We start from the raw sequence: 24,377 nt of genomic DNA, 5'->3' as shown, positions 1-24,377 counted from the left end.
TTAGGTCTCTTTACATATTCTCATAGTAATCGATTGCCTGTTCTACTCACTACCGTTCCTACGACTTCCGAATTGCACTTTGCCGACCATTGGATTATTTCGAATAAAAAAGCCTCACTGGCGGCATGGACCGAGCGAGGCAATAAATGATTATTTCGGGATGATGTTTAATTCCTTTTGAATAACCGACAGCAATTCTAATGGAATTTCGTAAAATGCAAGCTGTGACATCTTCTCAATTGACATGACTCCTTTGGTCACCTCGAAGAACGGGTTATTTGTCGTATGCCCAAAATATTTGAGAAATACCGCTTTCGCATCAACATGGGTGTAGAGGTCTTCAATGGTATCATAGATGGAGAAGCAGCCATCTTTAAGTTCAATCTGGCCATCTCCGGACAGGTCGAAGTTCTCAAACCAATTGACCACATGCTTGGTTTTCTCTTCTTTCACATGAATGTAACTCTGATTCGCTTCCATGACAGGGATCAAGACCATTTCATCGACATGAACCACGTCTGCTTGAATACCCTCTACGCGAATGCGGTTTTCTCCTTGAACTAACGTAACATCTTTCACTTCAAATACACGCTCACTGCCTCTCATCTCTGCGAGCAGCTCATCATTGTGATATACACGGATATGGTTCATATTCGTTAAAACCTTGATGTCATTTCGTTCCTGATGTCGATGAATGAATCGGCGCCCGGCGAGGTACACAAATGGATCTTGGGACCAATAAGCCTTGCACAAATAGAAGGAATCCTTTTTCAAGGTTCGATCGATGGTCACGAGCCCTTTCAAATTTTTACCCTTCTCCCCGCCTTCATTCCGGTTCGCACTTCCGAAATCAAACATGTTCCACACGTACCCGCCAAGCACATAAGGCCTCTCCTGGAACGTTTGCAGCGCATTATGATGAAACTTAAGCTGATACTCTTCTGTGTAATCCTGAACTTTCGGTTTGTAGGAGTGATAGTTCGGGTTGGTGTCCACGCCGTATTCGGAAACTAGCACGGGAACGTTCGGACTTGTCCGATGGAATTCATCCAGTCTCGTGCCAAGATCATCAATCTCCCCATAATACCAGCCGTAATAGAGATTATAGCCGACAAGATCCGTAAAACTATTGATGATGCTGTCATCCGCCACCCCGTTAATATTCGCCTGAACGACGAAACGGCTGCGGTCCAATTGCCTAGTCATGTCGACCAGCTTCTGGATCGTTCGATACGTATTTTCTGTTTCCACAGCGATTGTAATTTCGTTCTGAACACCCCAGCAGTAGATAGAGCTGTGATTATACGCTTGCTTGATCAGGCGCTCCAATTGTTCGACGGCGTTGCGGCTTTCCAGATCTTTCGTGGACGGAATGCTAATGTACGGAATTTCAGCCCATACCAGGAGCCCGTATCGGTCACAAAGGCTGTAGAAGTAGTCATCATGCTGATAGTGCGCGAGCCGAATGCTATTGACGCCTACCTCCCGGATGATATCCATATCGAGATCCATATGCTCTTTGGTGATCGCATTGCCTACGCCGCCGAAGTCCTGATGTCGGCACACCCCATTGATTTTGATTGGCTTACCGTTCAAAATGACCCCACGTTCGGAAGACAACTCAACTGTTCGAAATCCAATTTCGATTTGACGCGAATCGATGACTTGTCCTTGCACTTTAACTGAAATGAATGCCGTATATAAGTAAGGCTGTTCTATGCCGTTCCATAGAACAGGACTACTTATCTCCCCTTTAAAAGCAAACTCGCTATTCGCCATTAGGGCAAGTATCGAGTTGTCCTGCCAAACGGTATTTCCCAGATGATCCCTGAGTTCGGCCTCTACAGATGCCTGTACTGATCTTGAAAATTCATTCACGATCCGCCCATGAACATCGAGTTGAAACCTCTCTTCACCAAGAGAAGTCTGAGTAAGATAGACACCGTCGCGTCCGTTGTCCATCACATCAAAGTGGATGTCGTCCATAACTAAAAGCTTCACCTCGCGGTAGAGCCCTCCGAAGAATGTAAAATCGGCGAGCAGCGGATAAACTTCGTTATCATAGCTATTATCAACCTGAATCGAGATCCGATTGCCCCCGGCTTTTAAATACGGATTTAAAGATACACGGAACATCGCGTATCCACAGCGGCTCTCCCCTGCAAGCTGGCCATTAATATACACATGACCAATATTACCGGCTGCTCCGATCTCTAGGTAATAGCGTTTGCCTAGCGCTGCCTCGTCAATCTCCAGCTCTCTCTGATACCAACACGCGCCGCGGTGATACGGCTCTTCTCCGCCTTGACCATCCTTATCATTCCATGTATGCGGCAGCGTAACCATTTGCCATTCTTTTAATTTTTCACTAGCATAAGCAGGATCATTTTCTTTGGTGAACATCCAGCAATCATTTAGTTGACTCGATTTATACATATCGGTATCCTCTTTTCTTAAAAATAGATTTGCGTGTGAAAATGGCGTAAAAAAAATGCCCGATCAACCTGCAAGTTGATGGGCATTGGGGAACCGGTGGCTTATTTGCTGCTTTTCGCCCATGCATCCAGCTGTTTTTGCTTCTCCGCAATAATTTTATCAATTCCAGCGGATTTCAGCTTAGCGATGAATTCTGGTAAGGTCTTCTCCGGATCAACGCTGCCTGTTTCAAGCGGAAGTTTATATTGCGTAACAACACTCGCCACCGCGGCATATTCCGTCTTGACCGCACTTGCATCAAACGTGAAGCCCAGCGCCTTGGATTTTAACGCTGATTTATTGAATTGATCCATATTTGACCAAATCTTTGGATCATTCCCGTTAAATACATAAGACAAGAATTGATTACCGAATAAATAACCCATATTCAAGTTGTAACCTGAGGTTTTCGCATCTATGCCTTGAGGGAAGTCGATCACGTTATCTGATTTCACAACGTAATGCTGTCCTTCAATGCCCCAGTTGAACAAGTTCACGATGTCTTTATCCGTATACATCAGGTTCATGAAATCCATCGCTTTTTCTTGCGCTTTGGAATTAATCGGAATTCCCCACATCACATTGATAACGCTCGCTGTTCTCGATACAGGTTGTACCAAGGTTGATGTAACCAAAGGAGTACCCGCAGCAGTTGATTCCGATTGCTCGAAGCCTAATTTCATATTAGCCAGATAGGCGAATGCCCGATTCGACTTGATGAAATCATACTGTGAAGTTTTGTTTGTTGCTGCATCTTTCAAAATCAGTCCCGAACTGTACCAGCCTCTAATCTTTTTGAGAAGCTGCGCATATTCCTCAGTCTCATATAAATTGACGACTTTCAAGTTATTATCGTAATTCGGCAGAACACCCATAGAATCACCAAGATCATCATACGTGCGGTACCTGTCGAGAATGGAGACCCCAATGTTACCTGGAATCAGCGGCGTCATATTCGGTTCATTTGCTTTAATCGTCTTCAATGTTGCTTCAACATCGTCGAGCGTACGTATGCTATTGACATCAATATGATACTTGTCGACGAGATCCTTACGCATGGTTATCCCTTGACTAGAAGCAAAGTCGCGAATCGTTGGAATCGCGTAGATAGATCCGTTAATTTTAGTCGCATTTAAGTAGGCAGGATCCATCGTTTTCGTGATTCCTTGGCCATGCTGCCCAAGAAGCTTATCAAGCGCAATAATTTGCCCTTTCACAACCAAACTGCTGTAATTATTGTTCCCGACAATCATGAGATCTAGCTTCTCATTACTGCTCAGCATCAGGTTCAATTGTTGATCCCAGTTTCCATAACTAATTGGGGTTAGTTTCACTGTCGCATTGATTTTCTGCTGCGTGATTTTGTTAATCGCACCCTGAACAAGTGACATGTCTTTAGGGATCGTTCCGATCACAGGGAAAGCTACGTTCAACTCCGCAGTTTTCTCTGTAGGCATCGAGGATGCCTCTCCTGCGGAAGGCGTGCTGCTAGCGTCATTACCTCCACATGCAGTTAATACGATCATCGATCCAAGAATGAGTGCACTTGCCGACTTTATGCTTTTTCTCATGGTTTTCCCCCATTTACATAGTGTTGCTCGCTTTCAGAAATGGCGCTTAGGATTCATCGGCGATAAGTTTATTTTACCTTCACCCTTCCTTATCCTCTGCCCCGTTCACGACTTTTCATTATGCATTTGCCGACTATAGTCACAGCTCCCGTTGCTGGTGCAGTTGACGATATTCGTTGGGATTCATATCGGTATGCTTCTTAAACATGCGGGAGAAATGCGAAAAATTCGCATATCCAATATGTGATGCAACGGCACTAATCGGCATATCAGTCTTGACGAGCAGCTCTTGCGCAAGCTTAAGTCTCTCTTGAAAGAGATAGTCAGAGATAGCAAGCCCAGTCTCTTTCTTAAAGATGCGGGTCAAATAATCGGGATTGAGAAATACATGATTAGCAATATCTTCACGTGACAAATCCTCGGCGATGTGAAGTTTAATGTAGGAGATGACGCGATTAACCACACTCTCCGATTGCTCAATGGAGCCTAGGAATTCCACCGCTCTGCTCATCGTATGGTTCATCCACGAAAGTAAGTTCGTCACCGAACGGGTCGCTGTTTCAGTAAAGTTCAATGAAATAGGATCGCTAAACAATTGATGTGCTTGAATGCCTTTATTTTGAAGGGCTACATACATCATCTGCTGAAAATCTTGATAAAAAAGTTGGAGCAGGTTCGCATCCAACCGATCTTGCTGCACTTTTTGCTCCAAATACGTGATTGCTTCTTGCAGTACTTTGGAAAACTCCCCTTCCTTCAGCATAACCGCCCATAACCCCATATTTGGAAGTTCGTGATGAGTGAATTGGACTTGGAAGTTGGAAATATGAAACACTTTGTTGTTGTAGGCGACATTACTTTTCTCAACATCACGCAGCTGATTAACCATCGCATACATGTCTTGACCGTGTATAGGTGACCCGATATAACAAGAAAGATCACAATAAAAATACTGACCGCAAGCTTCGATATAGCTTTCGCACTTATTTTTTAAGAGTATTTCGAACTCCGCATGGTTGTCTGCTGGTAATATGGCAAGCAGTCTTCCGCTGTCGAGCGCAATGACTTGACCGTTCTGTTTATTGCCGACTATCAATTCTTCTGCGGCATTCTTAAGCGCATATTCCATAATTTTCTCTTCGCGCAAAGTTAACTTCTTATGCCACCGTTGCACACTGAGAAGTACAGGGACAACCGTCATCGCTTCATCATAAGGAATGTTCCGCTCCGCGGCAGCATTGCGAACCGCTTCCGCTGCAGGGGGAATTGCTTGATGGATCAGATCGATCCAGAAGCGCTCGATCAGCATGGGCTGGTGCTGGAACCAGAATTGACCGTATTGACTGAACTGAGCTTGCTCCGAATCCTTTTGAATTTTATCTATCGCTTTTTGGATTGTTTTCTCTAGTTCAGTAAACGGAATCGGTTTAAGAATATAATCGATGCTTCCAAGTTGGAGCGCTTGCTTCGCATATTTGAAATCCGCATGACAGGTAAGGAAAATAGTCAATGTCTGAGGGTGCTTTTCGTTAACCCACTCTGTTAACTCGAGCCCATTCGCTTGTGGCATCTCAATATCGCAAAGCATAATATCGATCCGCTCGCTATCGAATACTTCTTTAGCTTGTTTCACCGTAAAAGCGGAAAATACGGACGAAATCCCAAGTCTTTCCCAATTGACGCCGGAACGGATTCCTTCAACAGCGTGAATCTCATCGTCCACAATGAGGAGATGAAGCATGATGTTTCCCCCTTATCTTATAACACCGTTTCATAAGGCAGCTTGATTTCGACAACTGCGCCTTGAGGATATCCATTGTAACAGGAAATAGATGCTTTCCCTCCGTACAGAAGCTGCAATCTCTTCTGAACATTCCAAATCCCGATATGCTCTCCTTGTTCGTCGTGAACTGTATTCCCCGAACGAATCATCGATAGAACGTGCTCTGAAAATCCTTTTCCCGTATCCCCAATAACAATCTCAATGTACGGATTCAGACCATTTTCTTTTAAATCAATTGAAACGGAGATGTAAACTGGTTCTTCCAGCGTCACACTATACTTAATCGAATTCTCCAAGAATGACTGTATCACGAGAGGAGGAATCGGGATGTTCTCCAAGAAATCTGGTACATCGATCGAACACGTGAGGCTTGCGGGGAATCTCAGCTCTTGAATGCGAACGTAATTACGGACATGCTGAAGCTCTTCACGAAGAGAAACAAACGTTAGATTGCTTTGAAACATAAACCGGAAGTAACGGACCAAGCATAGGGTCATCTCCTGAATCAACTCGTAGTTTTTCACTTGAGCCAGGTTAAACAAGATGTTTAACGAATTCATAAAAAAGTGCGGATTAATTTGAAGCTGCAAGTGTTGAAGCTCCGCCTTCTGTTTGCTGAGTTGCTCCTCGTACACATGAATCTTGAGTTCCTCGATCTGCGCCATCATATGATTGAATGTTTGATTCACCAGTAGAATTTCATCAGAAGCTTTATGAGATTCAATCCGAACATTGACATTCCCGTCATTAATCCTTTTCATAACCATAATCAATCGTTTTAAAGGAACCAACAGAATATGACGAAGAAAAAAGAGACTCAAAGGTAATAACGCAATGGAAATCACCGAAATAAACAACGTCAGGTGAGATAAATTCGGTAGGTTTTGCAGGATTTGCTTGTCCTCAATAACTGCTACTAGGCTAAAATTACCTTCCTGTGAAGGTTCCCCGACGACCAGCAAACTATTCTTCTCGCCAGACATATAATACTGGTCAAAACCTTTTGTAAAATCGATCTGCTCATCTGGCAGCGATTTCGTACTTATCATGAGCTCTCCCGCTTTACTTACGAGAAGAGTGCTCCCCTCTTTTCCCAAATCGATCAGATTCAGCGGGATCAGCAGTGTCTTCGCATTTACCCAAGCTCCGATGTAGAGATCACCCGACCGAAGAATACGCAGTGCATAGAAGTCTTGTCCGATTTTTCTCACAAACCATCGGCTTTCCGTCTCCGCAAAGTCCGGATGGCTGCCTAAAATCCCATGTAACTCCTGTTCAACCCGATCCCGTTCGGCAAACTCAATGTTCAATTTAAATACATCCAGTAGATCGTTGCGTGTGTCAGAATACACAAAGAAAGCGTCAATGGATTTATAAAGAAGAATATCGCTTGATAATTTATTCGAAACACTGTGCTTCGCCAGTTGGTATTCGTCTTCTGAATTAGGGATGTTCATGGACTGAATATCATAATCGGAAGTCACTAACCCGATCAGATTCCGCTCTGCATCTCTTAATTGCGTGTCGATCTGTCCCATATACAACGAGATCAAATTTTTATTAGATAGTGCAACTTGATTATGAACGACTCGAATACTATAAAAATTATTGTAAAGGAGTAATGTGATGAGTGGGACCGTCACAAGCAGCAGTCCCACCACCAGCTTGAAACGTATCGAATTCCATGAAATATGAAGAATTTTCATTTCTGCTCCCCCGTATGGTTAATTAAAAGACTGTCGAGACGGGCTCGACAGTCCTGTTCATCTTCCTATTGTCGGTTTTTTTGCGATTCTTGAATCATAACAAAATTCGCGATGCTACTCTACCGTTTTAACGACATCGGGTTGTGCATTTCACGACATTATAACTTCTGATAATTCCTGCCCTTATTTTTAAAATCAACTGGGCTTAGGCCATTGTATTTCTTAAAGACTTTAGAAAAGTATGTACGATCGGAATAACCCAACTTGGCTGCGATTATTTCGACAGATATCTCTTTGTTTTTTAACATCTGCAGAGCCAAATTCATCTTATATTGATTTACGTAATCCGTGAAATTGACTCCGGTCATTTTCTTAAAGTACCTAGAAAAATAACTAGGATTCAGGTACAAATGATTGGCAATCGACACTAAGGAGATCGTTTCTGATAAATGCTCCATGATGTAACGGTCAATCAATTGCAGCTTTTGTTTATCAATTCCGGCTGTTTCTCCCTCACCGCTATCTGACATCATTCTTTGAATACGCCCATTAATGCTCTGAATCAACTCTTGCAGCCGCACCGTACCGTCCAAGCCCTGATAGAACAAAGTACGTTCGACTTCGTACCCTGCTTCATATTCAATCAGCCTTACCCACTGGGAGAGATGGACCCTAATCGATGAAGGCGTTGGCTTATCGACTGACAGCCTTTTCTCAAGATGATTCATTTCTTGGGCAAAGCCTTCAAAGTCATGGTCGCGAAACTTCTGAAGCAACGTTTCCTTGAGGATTTCCCCTTGAGGATTAAAGGTATTCATGAATGCTTCTGGTTCTCTGGATGACATCATCTGAATCGAAGCTGTATCATAAAATAACCCTCTATCATACGCTTTCAAATCTTCATACGTCTTGGCTATCCCAGATACGCCACTAAACTCATAACTCATTACAAAATAACTGGCAAGCTTCAAGTAATGTTCCACCTTGTCACTTAAATCACCAGCAAATCGGCGAAAGTCCTCTGGGACGTTGACCGCCAAATTTCGCTGATAGTTCATGACCATATATAACTCTAACTCCTCGCTTGCAAAAACTGATAAACCGCTGACAGCAGAGGCTAGCTCTCTGGCAATATTGTATACCGCATAATAAATAAGCTGTTTATCCTGCAAGCCGTAACAACGAGTGAGTGAAGCAAAATCAATATGAAACATGCCCAGTAAAAAATAGGGAGCCTTCCAGTCGATGCCAAGTCTTCTACCCGAGTTCAAAACAGTGTCGGAATGATCCCCGGTTAGGATTTGCTTCCAAAACGATCTCATTAAAAGATCACTGTTTCTGTCAACCTCTTCCCGGTATAATAAGTTCTCGGTTCTATTCTGCATGAACCCCATCAGTTTGACTGTTTTCTCAATACTTTGCTTAAGCATGTCCGACGTTAGTTCATCTTTGATTAAGTAATCGTCTGCGTTCACTTGGACCGCTTTTTTGGCATAATGAAAGTCTGCATGACAGGTAAGAAAGATAATTCTCACATCAGGCTTAATCTGCTTTAGCTGGTTTGCAAGCTCGATGCCATTCATTTTGGGCATTCCAATATCAGTAATTACCAAATGAGGCATTGATTCTTGAAAAAATTGCATCGCCTTAACTCCTGATTGGGCCGTTGCGATGATTTGCAACCCCATTTCTTCCCATGGGATCAGTGATCGCAAAAACCTGAACATCGGAGCATCATCATCAACTAGCATCACTTTTATCATGACTGACTCACCTCTCCGGCGTACCTAGTGTGTTAAAACCGAAAATCACCGACGTACCGCCATATTCATTAGACCGGATGTCCATGCTAAGATCATAGCCAAAAGTTAACCTTAACCTCTTATATACATTAGCCAAGCCAATCCGTTGATTGGGATCTTGAGGCTCTACAGTGGAAAATAGCACTCTTTCTAACAGTTCTTTCATTTCTGTTTCCTTCATGCCTTCACCATTGTCTTTCACTTCGATGAGGCACCGACTTCCATCGATCTGTGCACGAATCCAGATGCAAGCTTGCTCGGATTCATTTGCAAATCCGTGTACGATGGCATTTTCCACCAACGGCTGCAGACATAAGCGCGGAACCTCCATAAACTCCAGTGCTTCGTCGAGCTGAATGTGAAGATCAACTTGGATCTCGCTACGCATTTGCATGATTTCGACATAGTCACCCAGCAGCTTGCATTCCTGCTTCAATGTACATTTTTCATTGACGATCATGTAAGCTCGCAGCAGGCTCATTAATGCGTCAATTTGCCTGCTATTGACAGAGTCGCCTTCTGTCACTAAGTTACACTTGATTGAATTCAGCGTATTGAGTAAAAAATGAGGTCGAATTTGCGAAAATAGCGCGTCTAACTCAATCATTCGCTTCTCTTCTTGCTCCTGCTCCACTTCCTCGATAAGCAGATTGATTTGATCAAGCATATGATTAAAGGCATTCCCTAGCACAGCTACTTCATCTTTGCCGCTCACTTGAAACCGTATTTGCCTATTGCCGTTGCCGAATCGTTCAGCTGTTTTGCGAAGCTTGTTCAGCGGTGTATGAAGCGTTCTGGCGATAAATATTGAAATAATTAAAAAAGCGAGTATACACAGAGATAAAATCAAAGTATAAATACCGAACACTTTAGAAATCTCCGCAGTAATTTTTTCTGAGGAAATCTGGTATACCAGTTTCCAGTCAGCCCGCTGTATTATCGTTTGTACCTCCAATTCGTGCCGACTGTCCATCTGCACCTGCTCTTTAGGATACTTTTCAATCAACTCTCCCTCAGAGGTAAACAATTGAAATTGGCCTGTACCACTTCTTGCAAACATCCGTTCGAAATAATCCATTGGAATGCCTACGAACAACGTTCCGATCAATTCTCCGTTATCTGGATCGCGAATAACCTTCACAGCAAAATAAAACGATTCCATCGACTTCGCATAAATCTGCTTCAGACCTTCCCCTTTCAGCCAAATGAGAGGACTGGAACTCGAATTGTCTAATACCTTCATTTTATTTTGGGATAGCCATCGTCTTAAATATTCGTAGTCCAAGGAATTATTCCCAGCGTACGTAACGAAATTGCCTTTGTTCACAAAGAACACTTGCGTGCTGAGCCCTGATGTTTTCGAAAACGCCATATCCAAATATTCCGATATGCGCTTTTGTGCAAAAAGCTCGCTTGAAGAGTTTAGTCTCTGGACGTCCTTAAAATCAAATAACTCGTTATAGAAGCTGCTTTCCTTGTTGCTAAACAAATACGAAGCGTAAATAATATCTTCTATATTTTTTGATAAATCTGATGATATAACGTTAACAACACTCTGATTGGAGGTACGAACTTTGTCGATCACAACGCCTTTAATCAAGGAGTACGAGAAGATCGTCACCAACGTAAGCGGAACCAAAATGAAAATTGCAAATGATATTTGGGTTTTCCTGTGAAATGAGAATCTCATTAGCCAGTTCATACACACGTTAACTCCTGTCTCAAACGTTTCAATAGATCAAATATAGCATACCTTTTCGATATTTTTGAGAACAGAGAAAGGCAGCCTGCAGGCCGCCCTTATCCTTATTTCTTATTTTGTTGAATAATTTTGTTTGCTTCTTCGATCATTTGCTTTTGCGCATCCTCTGGCGTCAGATTGTCAAGCAAGAACTTGCTCAGTCCGCTTTCTAATACCGGCTTCAATTGGCTGGAATACGCTGTTGAGAAAGACGGGTCATAAACAGTCTTGATGCGCTTGTCAAACAGCGTTGCAGAAAAGGAATCAACATCGATCAAATCCGTTTTGTCACCAACAACCGCTTTAATTACTTTATCTTTGTCAGCATTTTTCACGCCTGGCACATCACGAATAACATCCATTTGCTGTGTCATGTATTTAACAAATTCATAGGATTCTTGCTTATACTTCGAGCTTTTGCCTACGCTGACGAAACTGCCTCCAAGATTGGATGTACCCACTTCAACATTTTTCGAAGAGACTGGCATTGGTGCAAACACAGTTTTGAAGGTGTGCGGGAATTTAGCCGTATCCTTTATCAAGTTCACAACAAAGTTAGCCGTTGGAATCATAGCCGCCTTACCGCTAAGGAACTCGGAATCATAACGCAGCTTACCTCCGATAACGTCTGAGTACAGTTTAACGGATTGATCATCCTTTTCCATAGCACGACGAAGATTAAAGAAATTCTTGAACGACTCGTCGCCGAAAACAGGCGTTTGATCTTTCTTCAAGTAAGGATGCGGCAGTTCCATAAACGCTGACATATTCGCATACTCACCCCAAGTGAAGAAGAACGCGCCATACTGCTTGGAATCTCCGCTACCTTTGGTCATCTTCTTCGCATACTCTCGGAAATCATCCCATGTCCAACCCCATGTTGGAACCGGTAGCTTAGCGGCGTCAAGTGCATCCTTGTTAATCGCGACCAACCACAATTGGCTGCTATTCTCCAGTCCGTACACTTTGGCATCTAGTTTCGGTGTCATATAGTAGGTTTCGTCGACGTTGATGTTGTCCTTCTTCAAGTATTCGTCAAGCGGCTCAAGTACGCCACGAGCAGCCCTTTCAGTGACAAAGTCTACATTGGAGAAATCTGCTACGTCGATTGGCTCGCCGGAAGCCGCCATAAGGTCAAGTTTCTTGTAAAACTCAACCGAGTTTCCATTGTTCACAAGCTGCACATTTTCAACATGAATATTGGGATTTTTCTTCTCAAAGTTAGTGATAATCTGATTGATTTGATCAATCGAAGGACCTGTCGCCCAGTTATAGTACTTGATCGTTACTGGACCTTTGGAAGCTGCAGATGCTGCCGTTGCAGCTGCATTTGTTTCTTTCGGCGTTGATTGAGATGTTTCTTGTTTGCCGCATGCAGCCAACATGGAAACTGCAAGACCGGACACTACTAACATTTTCATTACTTTCACGCTTATTCCCCCTATGATTAACTTAGTTTAGACTATGTTGCTAAGGCTATTGTAATCGGTTTAATTCTTTCATTGTGTGCACTTTCTTGATGATCTCGTGCACTTTATCGTGCTATCCTTTTACCCCGCCACCGGCAATTCCATTAATTACTTGTTTCTGCAAGACGATAAAAATGATGACCAATGGAATAATCGCTGAGACCGAAGCCATCATCGTTATTGCGTAGCTGCTCGCGTATTCGTCATTAAAAGCCCCCATCCCAAGCGGGATTGTAAACAATTTTTGATTCATTAGAAAGATTAGCGGATTTTGATATTCATTCCAAGTCCACAAAAATTTTAAAATACCGACGGTCGCAATAATTGGCTTGGCCATGGGTAGAACGACCTGCCAATATATACGCAAATATCCAGCACCGTCAATCTGTGCAGCTTCCAGATATTCATGGTGAATGCTTAACATAAACTGTCTCATCAAGAAGGTCAATGCAATGGTGAAAGAACCCATTAGAATCAAGGCAGCGTGCGTATCGTAGAGTCCCAGCCATCTAATCATAATAAATCGAGGTACGAGCGTAGATTCGGATGGAATTAAATAGAAGGACAGTAACAAAATGAAGATTTGGTTCTTAAAAGGAAAATTCAGCTTTGAAAAGGAAAACCCCGCCATGGAAGCAAAAAGCAGCGTAAATAATGTCATAATAAGTGAAAGCTTCAGCGAGTTGAAGTAGTTCAAGCCAAAGGGAACATGACCGAACCATACCGTTTTAAAATTTGCAATCAAATTCCAATGTTTTGGTATCCATTGAATCGGATATGCCATGACATCCACCTCAACCTTGGAAGCAGCTGACAGCATCCAAATTAAAGGTGACAAGAATAAGAGTGACAGGAGCCCCATACATGCCGTAATAATACTTTTCGATAATACCTTTGTACTCACTGCACAACCTCCCTTCTAAAATTGTTTTTTCTGAAGCCGCCAGGTTATGGACGTCACGACAGCAATTATGAGAAACAATACCCAGGACAGCGCCGAGGCATAGCCCATTCTGAAATTTTTGAAGCCTTCTTCATAAATATAGTACACGAGGACATTCGTGGCGTTATTAGGCCCACCTTGCGTCAAAAATGCAATCAAATCAAACACTTTAAATGAAGCAACAATCGAGGTAATGCTTAAAAAGAACGTTGTCGGCCCCAGCATTGGCAGTGTAATCTTCACCAACCGCTGCATCCACGAAGCTCCGTCGATTTGTGCTGATTCGTATAAATCCTCCGGTATATTCGTTAATCCAGCCATATAGATGACAATGTTGTAACCAATTTGCATCCAGATTGCCACGATAATGATTGCCCATAGTGCATAGTCGGTACTTCCAAGCCACTTTGGCGGATTCGAAATACCAATCTGCATCAGAAAATGATTAACCGGCCCTCTGGAAGGATGAAACAATGCGGTGAAAATGGTCGCCACGGCAACACCTGTCGCGATATATGGAATGAAGAACACAACTTTAAAGTACTCTTTCAGGTAGACAGCAGAATTAATGAGTACAGCAAGAATAAATCCCAATGCCATTCCAATAGGAACCGTAACTAGCGTATAGATCGCATTGTTTTTAAGCGAAAAGAGTAATTTGCCGTCATGCAACAACTCCCTATAGTTGTCCAAGCCGATAAAATGAATTGCGCTTATCCCGCCTACCAGGTTCCATTCCGTAAAGCTCAAATAAAGCGAAAAGAAGAGCGGGAAAACCCCTAACAATAGTATTCCAAGGAACTCTGGCGCGACGAAAAACAACCCTACAGCGGCTTCTCTTCGACGATTCGTCCAGAACAATCTCTTGTTTTTTATTGGCGTTACATTCTTTACATCTACTTCACTGATTATACTTTCCATCGTCCCTCTCACCTCTGATTCCTGTACTGTCTTCATGTGATGTAATCATAGTCATAATAACCCCCTGCAACGAGGGACTCATTTCACAAGAGCGTGCTGCTTGCAGATGCTTATTTTAACGGTATTACCATGTTCCATGTGTTTACGGCATTGGTAAATTCGCCAGGACCATCTGCTGTCGCAAAGAACATATGTGTCGGTTTCTGATCATGAAACAAGATGAATGGCCGTTCCAGGCTTCCCATTCTACGTTCCGTACCATCTTCCCATTTAATTATGCGAGTATAAGATTTCTGCCCTTGTAGAGCTTCCCATTTCACGCCATCCTTCGATCTCGCAATAATTCCGCCATGGTATTCCCCGCAGATGTTGCCTGTCATATCCTTGGCGATCATTTCATAACCGCCAGGCACTTGATATATAAATGGATCTTCCAAGTTAAACGTGTCGATCGGGAAAATAGACTCATCGGACAACGCCGTATATGGCCCCAGGTAATGCTCGGCGCGCGCTACTCCGAAAGACATTTCAAAACTGTGCAGGAACGCCGGATAAGGCCGCTGCTTGTACGTTCTTGCTTTATATACAAGCAATACAGAACCGTCATCATGAATACATGGTGCTGGATTGGATGTGAAGAAGTTGTCAAACTTGCTTGGACGCGGCTGTAAGATCGGATGATCCCGACGCTCCCAAGGCCCCTCCAAACTTTTGGAAGTAGCGATACCGATCCGCTTATTGGAACGAGCAACAATTGTTCTAGGATCATCTAAGTCGAACTGCTCATCTGACGATACGTCTTGGAAGGGATGAGTGGAACCCATGTAGAACAAGATGTAGGTGTCCCTATGCTTAAGGATCTGTGGATTATGCGTGCTTCTTCCATCCCAGTATTCAGCTCCTCTAGCAGGCAAAACAACTTCAACAAACTGATAAGGTCCTTCTGGTGTATCCGAAACAGCTCGCACAATCTCAGAAGCTACTAACCAGCCCGGGTGCATAGGCAGCTCTTTAGACCACCGCGATGCAAACATGTGATACCGATGATCTTCTCCTTTAATAACCGAACCGCACCATACCCAATAACCTTCCATACGAAAGCCGCCATTGCTAGGGGCAGGCAGCATATTTTCATGCAACATCTTACTTCACACACCCTTCTAATCTGCTACTTAAATAATGCACCATAACACCAATGTGCTTCGCTTCCTTCATCCAAATTGAGTGGCCTGACATGTCAGCCTCTCCTTTACAAGCAAGTATCTGATCTTAGTATAAAGAGCTGCTCTCTCTTGATGGTGGATATATTCGACCTAGATGTGCACTTTCTGAACTATCTGCAGCTTCATGAGAAAAACTTCTATCGAAGTCCTTCGAGGATGTGCGACCGCGTTTCAAAGGTTGTTTTTATCGCCAATTTGCAAGCCATTTTTCGGGAACCGAAAACTTATACTTTCTAATGTGGTAAAAAAAAACGGGCTGGAACCTGTGATTCATGCTCACAAGCTCCAATGCCCGTTAATATTTGTTCTCCATCTGCCACAGCCTCATAATCACCGTAATCGCCTCTGCTCGCGTAACCTCACCCATCGGGCCAAAACGGTTCCCCGTGTATCCGTTCATCAGTCCTGCTTCTTGGACGATACTCACCGCGTTCAGTGCCCACTCGGCAATATCAGCGTTGTCAGCAAAGGCAGCTTGGCTGCCAGCTTTGGCGGATGCGCCGAGCGCGTTGGCCAGAATAACAGCGAGCTGTGCTCTCGTTAACGTAGCGCCTGGACGGAAGCTGCCGTCCTCGTAGCCTTGCACGAAATTCGATTTAGTTGCTAGTGCAATCGCTTGCTTCGCCCAATCACCGATGACGTCAGTGTCCACGTAATCCTGCAATGTCACCGATCCCGCGTTCGGGTACAGCGCGTTCGTCAGCATAACAACGAATTCAGCCCGTGACACGGTTTGATTTGGCCTAAATGTGCCGTCTTCATAGCCATGCACGATGCCCGCTTTTAGCGCAGCTTGAATATCAGTCTCGGCCCAATACCCTGCAATATCACTAAGATTTGATGTTATAGCTGCCGATGGTTCCTCAGCTGCAGTTTTTTTGTCGTTCACTGCGAAAACCGCAAACTTCGTAAAATGGTCCACATCGACGGTGATTTGGTTACCATCCACCTTACTTCCAGGGACTTCCACCCACACTTTTTGACCTTCATTGAAATAGAACACGGCTGGTTTTTGGCCAGCAAGTAAGCTATTTTTGTCGAAATCAAATGTTAATGTGACGGGTTTGCTGAAATTTTCACTGAAATTTTTCAAAATTTCAAAAATCGGACTGGCAAGAGCCTCTTTTCCTGTGAGCAGCTTATGGTTGTCTAGCACCTTCTCGATCGTAATCTTGAGATCTATCACTGACGCTTGTGCCGGAACTTTAACGGTAATCTCTTGATTTAAGCTAACCTTACCTTCTTTGCCAACAGGCAATGTTAAACTACCATCGTTAGAATGAATAGGGAGGCTGTTTGAAACGGTTAATCCACTCAGGTCTGCGTCGCTGCCGGCGATCTGTGCTGGCGCCGCACGATTCACGGTCACTTGATATAGGTTCGTAGTAGTGCCATCTTCCGCTGTTACGAGAATGCCGACTAGATTAGATCCCACTTGCAAATCGGTCACTGTGTACGTATACACGCTATCCGTCACTGAACGGTAAGTCGCGCCTGTTACTGAAAGGAACTGACTTGGGTTGGATTTACCAACCGTCAAGTTAAGACTGGTGACACTATTTGATACATCTAGACTATAGTTCAGTTGTGTCGGGTCGAACACTTGTGTACCTTGATCTAAGGTCAGGTTCGACAGCAAGGCATCTGTACTGACCACTTTAGTTGCTATTTTAGGAAGTTTAACAATTACGTAGGCTTTTCCTGGAATAGAAACCATCGGGAAGAACAACGTTTCCACACCTTGATCTGTTACCCGGAATGGATTGTAATTCTCTACGCCAATCATGGTAGCATCACTAAGATCGGTGACACTAACCACCTTCAATCCATATCCTGACCCATCTGCAAACTTTGTTTGGATGCGTTGTCCAATCAATGCGTTGGCATTTGAAATCTTACCTTTTACGGTAATCGTATTTCCTCTTACTTCAGGATCAAGGCCCGTGTTGAGCGATGCGGTAGCAGCTCCCGTAATCTCCAATTGTTCCGTATCATAACCGATTAAAGTTTGATTATGAACCACTACTTTTCCTGTCCCATATACGTAACTGAACAAGAGATTGCCTGTCACTGCGTCGATTCTTGCTAAAGCAATATTGCCGGCAAAGGTGATGCCATCGAAGTTGCGTTCAATGGTGTCGCCGCTTGTATAGATGATATCCTTGTATGTATCGCTTATCACGACTGCAATGTTGGTCATTGGGTCTGCTTCGTCAGATTTATACCATTCTACATTGGTTACCTCGCCTGACTGACCCTGTCTATAGATTTCGTGTACAGCTCCGAATTGTGTAATTTGATTGCTATCAGAAACAATGTGTCTTCTCGTGAGATGCGGCGTCACATAGATGGTTTCGTCTGTTTTTGTTTCAATTCTTCTAGCTGTTGGAATACTCGATAGAAAAACATCCGAGCCGTCCACAGCATTCATGAATGTTCGAATCGAAGCGCCCGTTTGTTGTCCTGTCCATGTGAAGGAGAAGCTATTGTCCCCGCTACCTGCTTTCGGATCCATCAGTAGATTTCTGTCAGTTGATAAGCCCGCCGTACTGTTAATGCTCGTCAGATACTCCTGTAAGTTGGCCTTTCCAGTGTCGGCAAGCGGAATGCCTTGGGCCTGAACATCCATATTTTCCAACTCAGCGCCCCGCTGGTAAATTTCATGCGCTTGACCACCTTGCATCCGCGTCAAATCAAACGTATAGTTGCGATTTCCATCGAGATTAACCATCATGAGCAATCTGCGATTCATGACCGCGCCTTTACCTTCCGGGCCTGGATCGGAACCTTCCACGAGCTGTACCTTCTTACCATTAGCCTCTCCGGAATCGTAAGCTAATAGCGCAGGCTTTGCCCAAGCATCTGTTGATGTCGCATTCGCTCCGTCTTGCCTCCATACCCATGGCATATTTCTCCATAACGGTCGCATCGATGGATACCGCAAGGTAGCGCCACTTCCATCACCATAGGTGGTCCGATTCAAGTAGCCTGTATATGGCAGCATTTCGACTCCTGCCCCCCAGAGGTCAAGGGACAAAAAATTCGTATGCGTATGGCCGCCTGAAAAGCCCAGATCCGTAGGTTGATACAACAGCCCTGCATGGGTAGCCTCATTCGTATCACCCTGGAACAGGCCATAATAACCCAGACCTGGTACCTCGATATTCATTAATCCCTTATTGGTAATAGGCAAAGGCTGCGGATCTCCCGTTTTTCCATACGTATCATTAACCGGTATAGCTTTGCCGTCTGGATAAATCATTTTGTCGGTGCTATACCCAAGAGACATCTGAAGTAACGGCCACCTTGAGCTTAGATCCGTGTTGTTTAAATGAAGTCCAAATTTGGTATCCACATAACCCGCTGGATCGATCCAGTTTCTAAGCACATCCACGGTCGTCTTCACATTGCCAACGGCCTGGTCACCGTAACTTGTAGCTTCCTCATACCACATGCCATCAAATAAATAATTGTCACCGTTCATTAACCGGTCATACATATCAATAATTTCACGAATCATCTTCGGATCGTTTAATAGCATACCCGTTACGACAGACGAGCGACCACCATAAGGAGTGATATTATTCAGCCTCATGCTGTTTACGAGCCTGATGTTCTCGTAAGCGCCAGGTTTAAGCCAGAGCTCCTCAATGGTTTGTTTCACTTCAGAAGGGGCAACATTAAGGTCAAGCTGTCCCCAGATATCAGAGTCAATTAATGAACCGTAAGTGTATACCGCATCCTGTGGGAATTGATAATTCCCTCCCCAGAAGTCCGTATAGTTTGTATTCACGACAATTCGTGGATAATCCAACGCCTGATAATAAAGGATAAGTGCTGCCTTCCTTGCGTATTTGGGGTCATTCGTCAGCTTGTAGAGCTGAGTGAACAGCCGTGCATACTTTTCAAACTTGGTATGGAGATCAGGAATACTAATTGCAGATGATGCTTCTTGAACCTCTTGGACAAAATCACTCTCACTCATATCCGTATATACTTGAAGATCGGCCGTCATAATTTGTTCGAAGCTGTAATTAAGCTCGGGTCTGTAAGATGAAGTTAGAACCGCGGCTAAGTCGTCAGAGCTAATGGCGTGAGAGCTCCAAATAAAAGTCGGTTCTTGAACTGTGACTTGAAAAGATTTGCTGATCCCGCTAGCTAATTCGGTCGCAGTAATCGTTGCTGTTCCTGTATTTAGCGCCAACAGTCCGTTACCGGACAGTTTGGCCACACCAGGGTTCGAAGAGGTCCAGGTTACTTTATTAACAAATGCCTTGTCTGGAACCGTCCGATAAGTTAACACTGCTCCCTTCCCTCTATCCACCGTCATATCAGGAATGATAAGTTCCTGCAGCGTTGGAGCAACTTCACCAACTCTCATATAAGCAATGGAAGTCCGACTCGCTGTCTTGCCTGCATTTGTGTTTTGAATCATTTTATTTTGGAGTACACCGACATAATTGCCCAAATCAAGATTGTTGACTTTCAACACCCCATTGATCCAGACACTGTAGCGATGGTTTGGTGAATCCATATCAATAACGATGTCGTACCATTGATTAGCTGCATAAGCGCCTAGCACATTTCCTTTGTAATCTTTGATATTCCCAGATTGATCAAAAACGAGTAACGTAGGCCATGCAGGAGTTCCTGATGGCGGATTCATGCTTTTCATCTCAAAAAGCGATCTGCTGGAATTCGTATTGTTGAATTTCACTCGCGTTTGGATGCCAAATCTATCCGTTTTATTCATAGCGGATTTATATGAGTTTAAACCAGTGTTGACGGCTTCCATAAATAGTACATTGTTATCATCATCGTTAGTAAGCCCCGCACTATTTGAACCCGCTGTAGTCGTAATGCCCCCTACAAATTTAGAATCGACCGTTACAACATTGTAATTTACTTGAAGACTAGAGGTGCTATAATCGGCGTTCAAATATGTAGCATTAATTTGGACTGGTGCTGGCATGGCTTTAACCGTAATACTAATCGAAGCCGTTATAGATGGATTCATGATAGATGAGACCGTAATTTGCGCTGTTCCAGCACTCATACCCGTGATTACGCCTTGATTATCGACCTCTACGATTCCCTCGCTGCTGGATATCCAGTTATAGTTTAGATACGTCGTATTTGACGGTGTTTTGGTTAGTGTTAATGGCGTGGTTTGATTGACAAAGAAATCTTCGCTTAGCGGTTGAATAGCTAGACCAGTTAGTGGAATTGGATCACTAATTGTACCTGCTTTGACGTAGGCGATTGACGTCCGGCTTGGCGCATTGGATGCGTTTTTATTTTGAGCAATCTTATTCTGAAGTACGCCGACATAGTTACCCAAATCAACATTATCAACGACGAATAAGCCATTGATCCAGGCACTGTACCGATGGTTTGGCGAATCCATATCAATGACGATGTCGATCCACTGATCCGCTGCATAGGTCGAAATTATATTGTTCTTCGCATCTTTAACCCTACCAAGCTCATCAAACGTCAACAGTGTTGGCCATGCGGCTGTTCCCGTTGGTGGCGTCATGCTCTTCACTTCGAAGAAGCTTCGGCTAGAAGTGGTATTGTTAAACTTCACTTTGGTTTGAATGCCGAATCGGTCTGTTTTATTCATAGCACTCCTAAAGGAATTAATAGCTCCCGTATTCGCTTCCAGATAGAACACATTAGAACCGTCGCTATCAGCGACTCTTCCTGCCGAGTTACTTCCCGTGCTCGTTGTAACCGTTCCCAATAGTTTAGAATCCAATGTATACACGCCATTCGTAACAGACGGATTGGTTACATTAAAATCTATATTGGTAAAATCACCAGAAACCGTAACAGGCTGTCTCTGGGTAGTATCTGCTCTTACTGTAATCGGTAAAGATGTGCTAATTAGCACCATAGAAAGAACGAAATACATCAATCGCTTTAACGTTTTCAATTATATCCCCCCACGACTACGACAAAATACTTGCAAGTGACCAGTGCGTACAAATCAAACAAATGTAAAAATGCCATCTCCTTTCTATCCGATGCGATTCCACCTCCTTGTGCAATTTAAGGTTAGTATAAACAATCGCCAACAGACGTACGGGTAAATTCTTTACCTTCTATGTGCAATTTAAGTACTTTCTCAAGATTGAGTATACGCTTATATTCAATACATAAAAAACGACCGCAGAGGAAACACCCCCGCGGTCGGCTACATCAAGCTTACTCTTACTTATAGACACTTTTACCAGCATCCTGCACGTATAGCTCCTTCAATGGTACCATAGACTCCTGCGGGACATAATATTTAAATGGATCTTTGTCAATAACGCCCAATAACTGCTTACGCCCAGGTGACGCATTTTCCAGTAATCGGTCAGATGCGTTACGGTAATCGATAGGCCTCATCCAGATCGGACTATAACCTAGAAATAATTGTCTGCGTGTAAACTCAGAGCGGTTAGGCGCCCCGGCATGCCACAAGTTTTGCGGGAAAATGAACACATCCCCAGGTTTACCACAGACTTGCACTTCGCCGGCCACTAGACCATTCACATCCTGACTCTCGGGAAGAAACGGCTTATTGTGAGAGCCTGGTATGACTTTCGTATTGCCGCGGTCAGGCTGTGACATGTCGCTCAGAATATAGCACGTTTTGATGTAATACGTAGAGGTGATGCCGTTTTGTTGCGGGAACTGCGGATGCGGTCCATCTTGATGCCAGTTAATGAAGCTGTGTGACTCGGTTTTCACATCGTTCGGATTCGGCTTCCGAATGGTTAAATGTGAAATATGCAGTTGAATGTTAAATCCGAGCAGATTGACCATTAGCGGGAGCAGAGAGGGCTCGTCGATCAGTGAAGCAATTTCATCGTCACGCTCCACACTGTTATAAATGTTATAGGCTAAGGACTCCGGTTCCTCGGCAACGATCCGGTCAATGGCGGCATTCAACCGATTGACCTTATCTTCCGATAAAATGCCAGGTAGAATCAAATAACCGTCCTCATTAAATTGTTGGATTAAGGCAGGAATATCCAGATGATTTGTAGTCATAGCGCTTCACTCCTTTTAAAAGGTTTATACTCATACTTTATTCTATAAATTTACTCGTGTAAATATCAATTTTAGAGGGAGGAAAGGAAGCACCTTCTCCTTCCTTTCCTCACAATTTCACTTCAAGTAGCCAAGTTCTTTGATTCTTTTCTCCGCTGCATCCAAATACGCTTTATAATTCATGGAACTTTCCAATGTTTTGAGGAAGCTGTCATATTCGCTGAGCGGACGTTTGCCATACAGGAATTTGGAAAACTCTTCTTCGATGTACCGGCTCGCGTCTGCGGCATTATAGCCGTTTGGCATGTCAACAAAACCTGCCAGTCCGTCGATATGCGGCTGTTTACTTGCAAATTCCATAAACTTGGCCTGCGGACCGAATTTCACTGTCAAATACTCCATTTCCGGACGTCCTGCAAATTGATACAACCAGAAGTAACCGCCTTCTTTGCCCATCAATTCAGTCGGAACCACTTTGGTGCCATCGAGATTATAGTGCTTGCCCTTCACCCCGTATTGTACCAACAATGAACCATCCTTCGAAGAAACATAATTAAGCAATTCGATGACCTTTTGCAGCTTCTCTGGATTTTTCTCAAGCGACTTCGGAATCGCATACATAGCTGCTGACCGCCCAATGTCATAGACGCTTGCATATTTACCGCCTGGACCTTTCAACGCATCAACCTGCACCCATTTGGCATTCGGATTAACCGCTTTCATCTGTTCAACGAATTGGTCCTTCGTCATATTCGGCCAATCCAGATAAACGATACCGGCTTGCCCTTTAATCGCCTTTTGTTGATGCTGAAGGCCCGTGTTGGCCAAAAGCTCAGGATCCACCGAGCCAGAAGCAATCATTTTCTGAACAAAAGCAAGTGCATCCTTCATCCCTGGATCATACAGCGCGTTCACCATTTTATTATCCCTTACATAGATGCTCGGTGTGCCACCATCTTGACCAACGCCATAGGCTCCGAAAACGGTATCAAAAGCACCCGCTTTACCGCCTGTTAAGCCATACGTATCTTTTTTCCCATTGCCGTCCGGATCCTTTTCTGTAAAAGCTTTGGCAACTTCGAGCAATTCATCCGGTGTGGTAGGAACCTTCAGATTCAACTTATCCAACCAATCCTGACGAATCCAGTACGTATTGTAGGGAACCTGCGGCGATTTCGAAATCGCATACGTTTTACCGCCTAACATCCCTTTCTTCAAGCTGTCCTCGCCAATAAAATCTTTGGTCGGCTTCAGTTTGTCTAAATACGGCGTCAGGTCAAGAAGAAGGCCTTGATCTGTGAATTGCTTTAGCTGCTGGCGGTCTACAGCGAACAAATCCGGGAAATTTGCGGAAGACATACGTACATTCAATTGATTTTTATAATCATCGCCTGATGCATATACGGTTAGATTGAGATCCGTGTTCAACACCTTATCTATCTCTTGCTTAATAATGTCTTGATCTGGAGAAGGAAGACCGCTGCCGGTTTCAATGATATCAAGCTTAACTGGTTTAGAGTTAGCTACCGCTTTGCTGCTTTCCGCTGGTTTGTCTGCGGGTTTATTTGCAGCAGGTGCTCCACTGCAGCCGGCAATGAGTGTTCCACCGGTGAAAGTCATAGCGAGAAGCATAGGTACAAGCAATTTCTTTTTCATAGATACCCCTTCTTTCTTTCAAAGTTATTGATGTATCAATATG

At 43.8% G+C, this 24,377-nt stretch carries 13 protein-coding genes; all 13 read right to left on the bottom strand.

The genetic code is table 11. The features are described from left to right. Nucleotides 1-150 precede the first annotated feature (150 nt). The 13 genes from ASG89_RS09215 to ASG89_RS09155 all read right to left on the bottom strand — a co-directional run bounded on the left by ASG89_RS09215 (nt 151) and on the right by ASG89_RS09155 (nt 24,334). Nucleotides 151-2,436, bottom strand: a complete 2,286-nt coding sequence (locus ASG89_RS09215) for a glycoside hydrolase family 2 protein (protein WP_057310290.1) — start codon at nt 2,434-2,436, stop codon at nt 151-153. A gap of 101 nt (nt 2,437-2,537) precedes the next feature. Beyond that, nucleotides 2,538-4,046: an ABC transporter substrate-binding protein gene (locus ASG89_RS09210; RefSeq protein ID WP_057310289.1), complete on the bottom strand. Its 1,509-nt coding sequence runs from the start codon at nt 4,044-4,046 to the stop codon at nt 2,538-2,540. Nucleotides 4,047-4,185: 139 nt separating this feature from the next. After that, nucleotides 4,186-5,787, bottom strand: a complete 1,602-nt coding sequence (locus ASG89_RS09205; RefSeq protein ID WP_057310288.1) for a response regulator — start codon at nt 5,785-5,787, stop codon at nt 4,186-4,188. 17 nt (nt 5,788-5,804) lie between these two features. Beyond that, nucleotides 5,805-7,535 (bottom strand): sensor histidine kinase, encoded by a 1,731-nt coding sequence (locus ASG89_RS09200; RefSeq protein WP_057310287.1) that lies wholly within the window; start codon nt 7,533-7,535, stop codon nt 5,805-5,807. Between the two features lie 158 nt (nt 7,536-7,693). Then, nucleotides 7,694-9,298, bottom strand: a complete 1,605-nt coding sequence (locus ASG89_RS09195) for a response regulator (protein WP_057310286.1) — start codon at nt 9,296-9,298, stop codon at nt 7,694-7,696. A gap of 7 nt (nt 9,299-9,305) precedes the next feature. Beyond that, nucleotides 9,306-11,039 (bottom strand): sensor histidine kinase, encoded by a 1,734-nt coding sequence (locus tag ASG89_RS09190; protein WP_057310285.1) that lies wholly within the window; start codon nt 11,037-11,039, stop codon nt 9,306-9,308. A 104-nt stretch (nt 11,040-11,143) separates the two neighbouring features. Next, complete coding sequence (locus tag ASG89_RS09185) at nt 11,144-12,499, bottom strand: ABC transporter substrate-binding protein (protein WP_063867803.1); 1,356 nt, start codon at nt 12,497-12,499, stop codon at nt 11,144-11,146. A 121-nt stretch (nt 12,500-12,620) separates the two neighbouring features. Beyond that, on the bottom strand, nt 12,621-13,409 hold the full coding sequence (locus ASG89_RS09180; protein ID WP_057310339.1) for a carbohydrate ABC transporter permease: 789 nt from the start codon (nt 13,407-13,409) through the stop codon (nt 12,621-12,623). A 57-nt stretch (nt 13,410-13,466) separates the two neighbouring features. Beyond that, a complete protein-coding gene (locus ASG89_RS09175) occupies nt 13,467-14,411 on the bottom strand; it encodes a carbohydrate ABC transporter permease (RefSeq protein WP_057310283.1) in 945 nt (314 codons plus the stop codon). Between the two features lie 110 nt (nt 14,412-14,521). Then, nucleotides 14,522-15,553 carry a glycoside hydrolase family protein gene (locus tag ASG89_RS09170; RefSeq protein WP_235549673.1) on the bottom strand — a complete coding sequence of 344 codons (1,032 nt, stop codon included), beginning with the start codon at nt 15,551-15,553 and terminating at the stop codon, nt 14,522-14,524. Between the two features lie 376 nt (nt 15,554-15,929). Then, nucleotides 15,930-21,572, bottom strand: coding sequence for an S-layer homology domain-containing protein (locus tag ASG89_RS09165; protein ID WP_057310282.1), 5,643 nt, complete (start codon nt 21,570-21,572; stop codon nt 15,930-15,932). Nucleotides 21,573-21,850: 278 nt separating this feature from the next. Then, on the bottom strand, nt 21,851-22,678 hold the full coding sequence (locus tag ASG89_RS09160; protein ID WP_057310281.1) for a phytanoyl-CoA dioxygenase family protein: 828 nt from the start codon (nt 22,676-22,678) through the stop codon (nt 21,851-21,853). A gap of 117 nt (nt 22,679-22,795) precedes the next feature. Beyond that, nucleotides 22,796-24,334, bottom strand: a complete 1,539-nt coding sequence (locus tag ASG89_RS09155) for an extracellular solute-binding protein (RefSeq protein WP_057310280.1) — start codon at nt 24,332-24,334, stop codon at nt 22,796-22,798. Nucleotides 24,335-24,377: the final 43 nt, after the last annotated feature.

Origin of the sequence: Paenibacillus sp. Soil766 (genome assembly GCF_001428105.1) — a bacterium.
Taxonomy (GTDB): Bacteria; Bacillota; Bacilli; order Paenibacillales; family NBRC-103111; genus Paenibacillus_E.
Note: the sequence above shows the minus strand (reverse complement) of the source record. Positions and strands in the feature narration are given on the sequence as shown.

What these genes read in the sequence shown, in the direction of transcription:
- ASG89_RS09185 (WP_063867803.1), bottom strand. Translation starts at nt 12,499, where the DNA reads ATGAAAATGTTAGTAGTGTCCGGTCTTGCAGTTTCCATGTTGGCTGCA.
- ASG89_RS09160 (WP_057310281.1), bottom strand. Translation starts at nt 22,678, where the DNA reads ATGACTACAAATCATCTGGATATTCCTGCCTTAATCCAACAATTTAAT.
- ASG89_RS09210 (WP_057310289.1), bottom strand. Translation starts at nt 4,046, where the DNA reads ATGAGAAAAAGCATAAAGTCGGCAAGTGCACTCATTCTTGGATCGATG.
- ASG89_RS09205 (WP_057310288.1), bottom strand. Translation starts at nt 5,787, where the DNA reads ATGCTTCATCTCCTCATTGTGGACGATGAGATTCACGCTGTTGAAGGA.
- ASG89_RS09190 (WP_057310285.1), bottom strand. Translation starts at nt 11,039, where the DNA reads ATGAACTGGCTAATGAGATTCTCATTTCACAGGAAAACCCAAATATCA.
- ASG89_RS09155 (WP_057310280.1), bottom strand. Translation starts at nt 24,334, where the DNA reads ATGAAAAAGAAATTGCTTGTACCTATGCTTCTCGCTATGACTTTCACC.
- ASG89_RS09215 (WP_057310290.1), bottom strand. Translation starts at nt 2,436, where the DNA reads ATGTATAAATCGAGTCAACTAAATGATTGCTGGATGTTCACCAAAGAA.
- ASG89_RS09175 (WP_057310283.1), bottom strand. Translation starts at nt 14,411, where the DNA reads ATGGAAAGTATAATCAGTGAAGTAGATGTAAAGAATGTAACGCCAATA.
- ASG89_RS09170 (WP_235549673.1), bottom strand. Translation starts at nt 15,553, where the DNA reads ATGTTGCATGAAAATATGCTGCCTGCCCCTAGCAATGGCGGCTTTCGT.
- ASG89_RS09180 (WP_057310339.1), bottom strand. Translation starts at nt 13,409, where the DNA reads ATGGGGCTCCTGTCACTCTTATTCTTGTCACCTTTAATTTGGATGCTG.
- ASG89_RS09200 (WP_057310287.1), bottom strand. Translation starts at nt 7,535, where the DNA reads ATGAAAATTCTTCATATTTCATGGAATTCGATACGTTTCAAGCTGGTG.
- ASG89_RS09195 (WP_057310286.1), bottom strand. Translation starts at nt 9,298, where the DNA reads ATGATAAAAGTGATGCTAGTTGATGATGATGCTCCGATGTTCAGGTTT.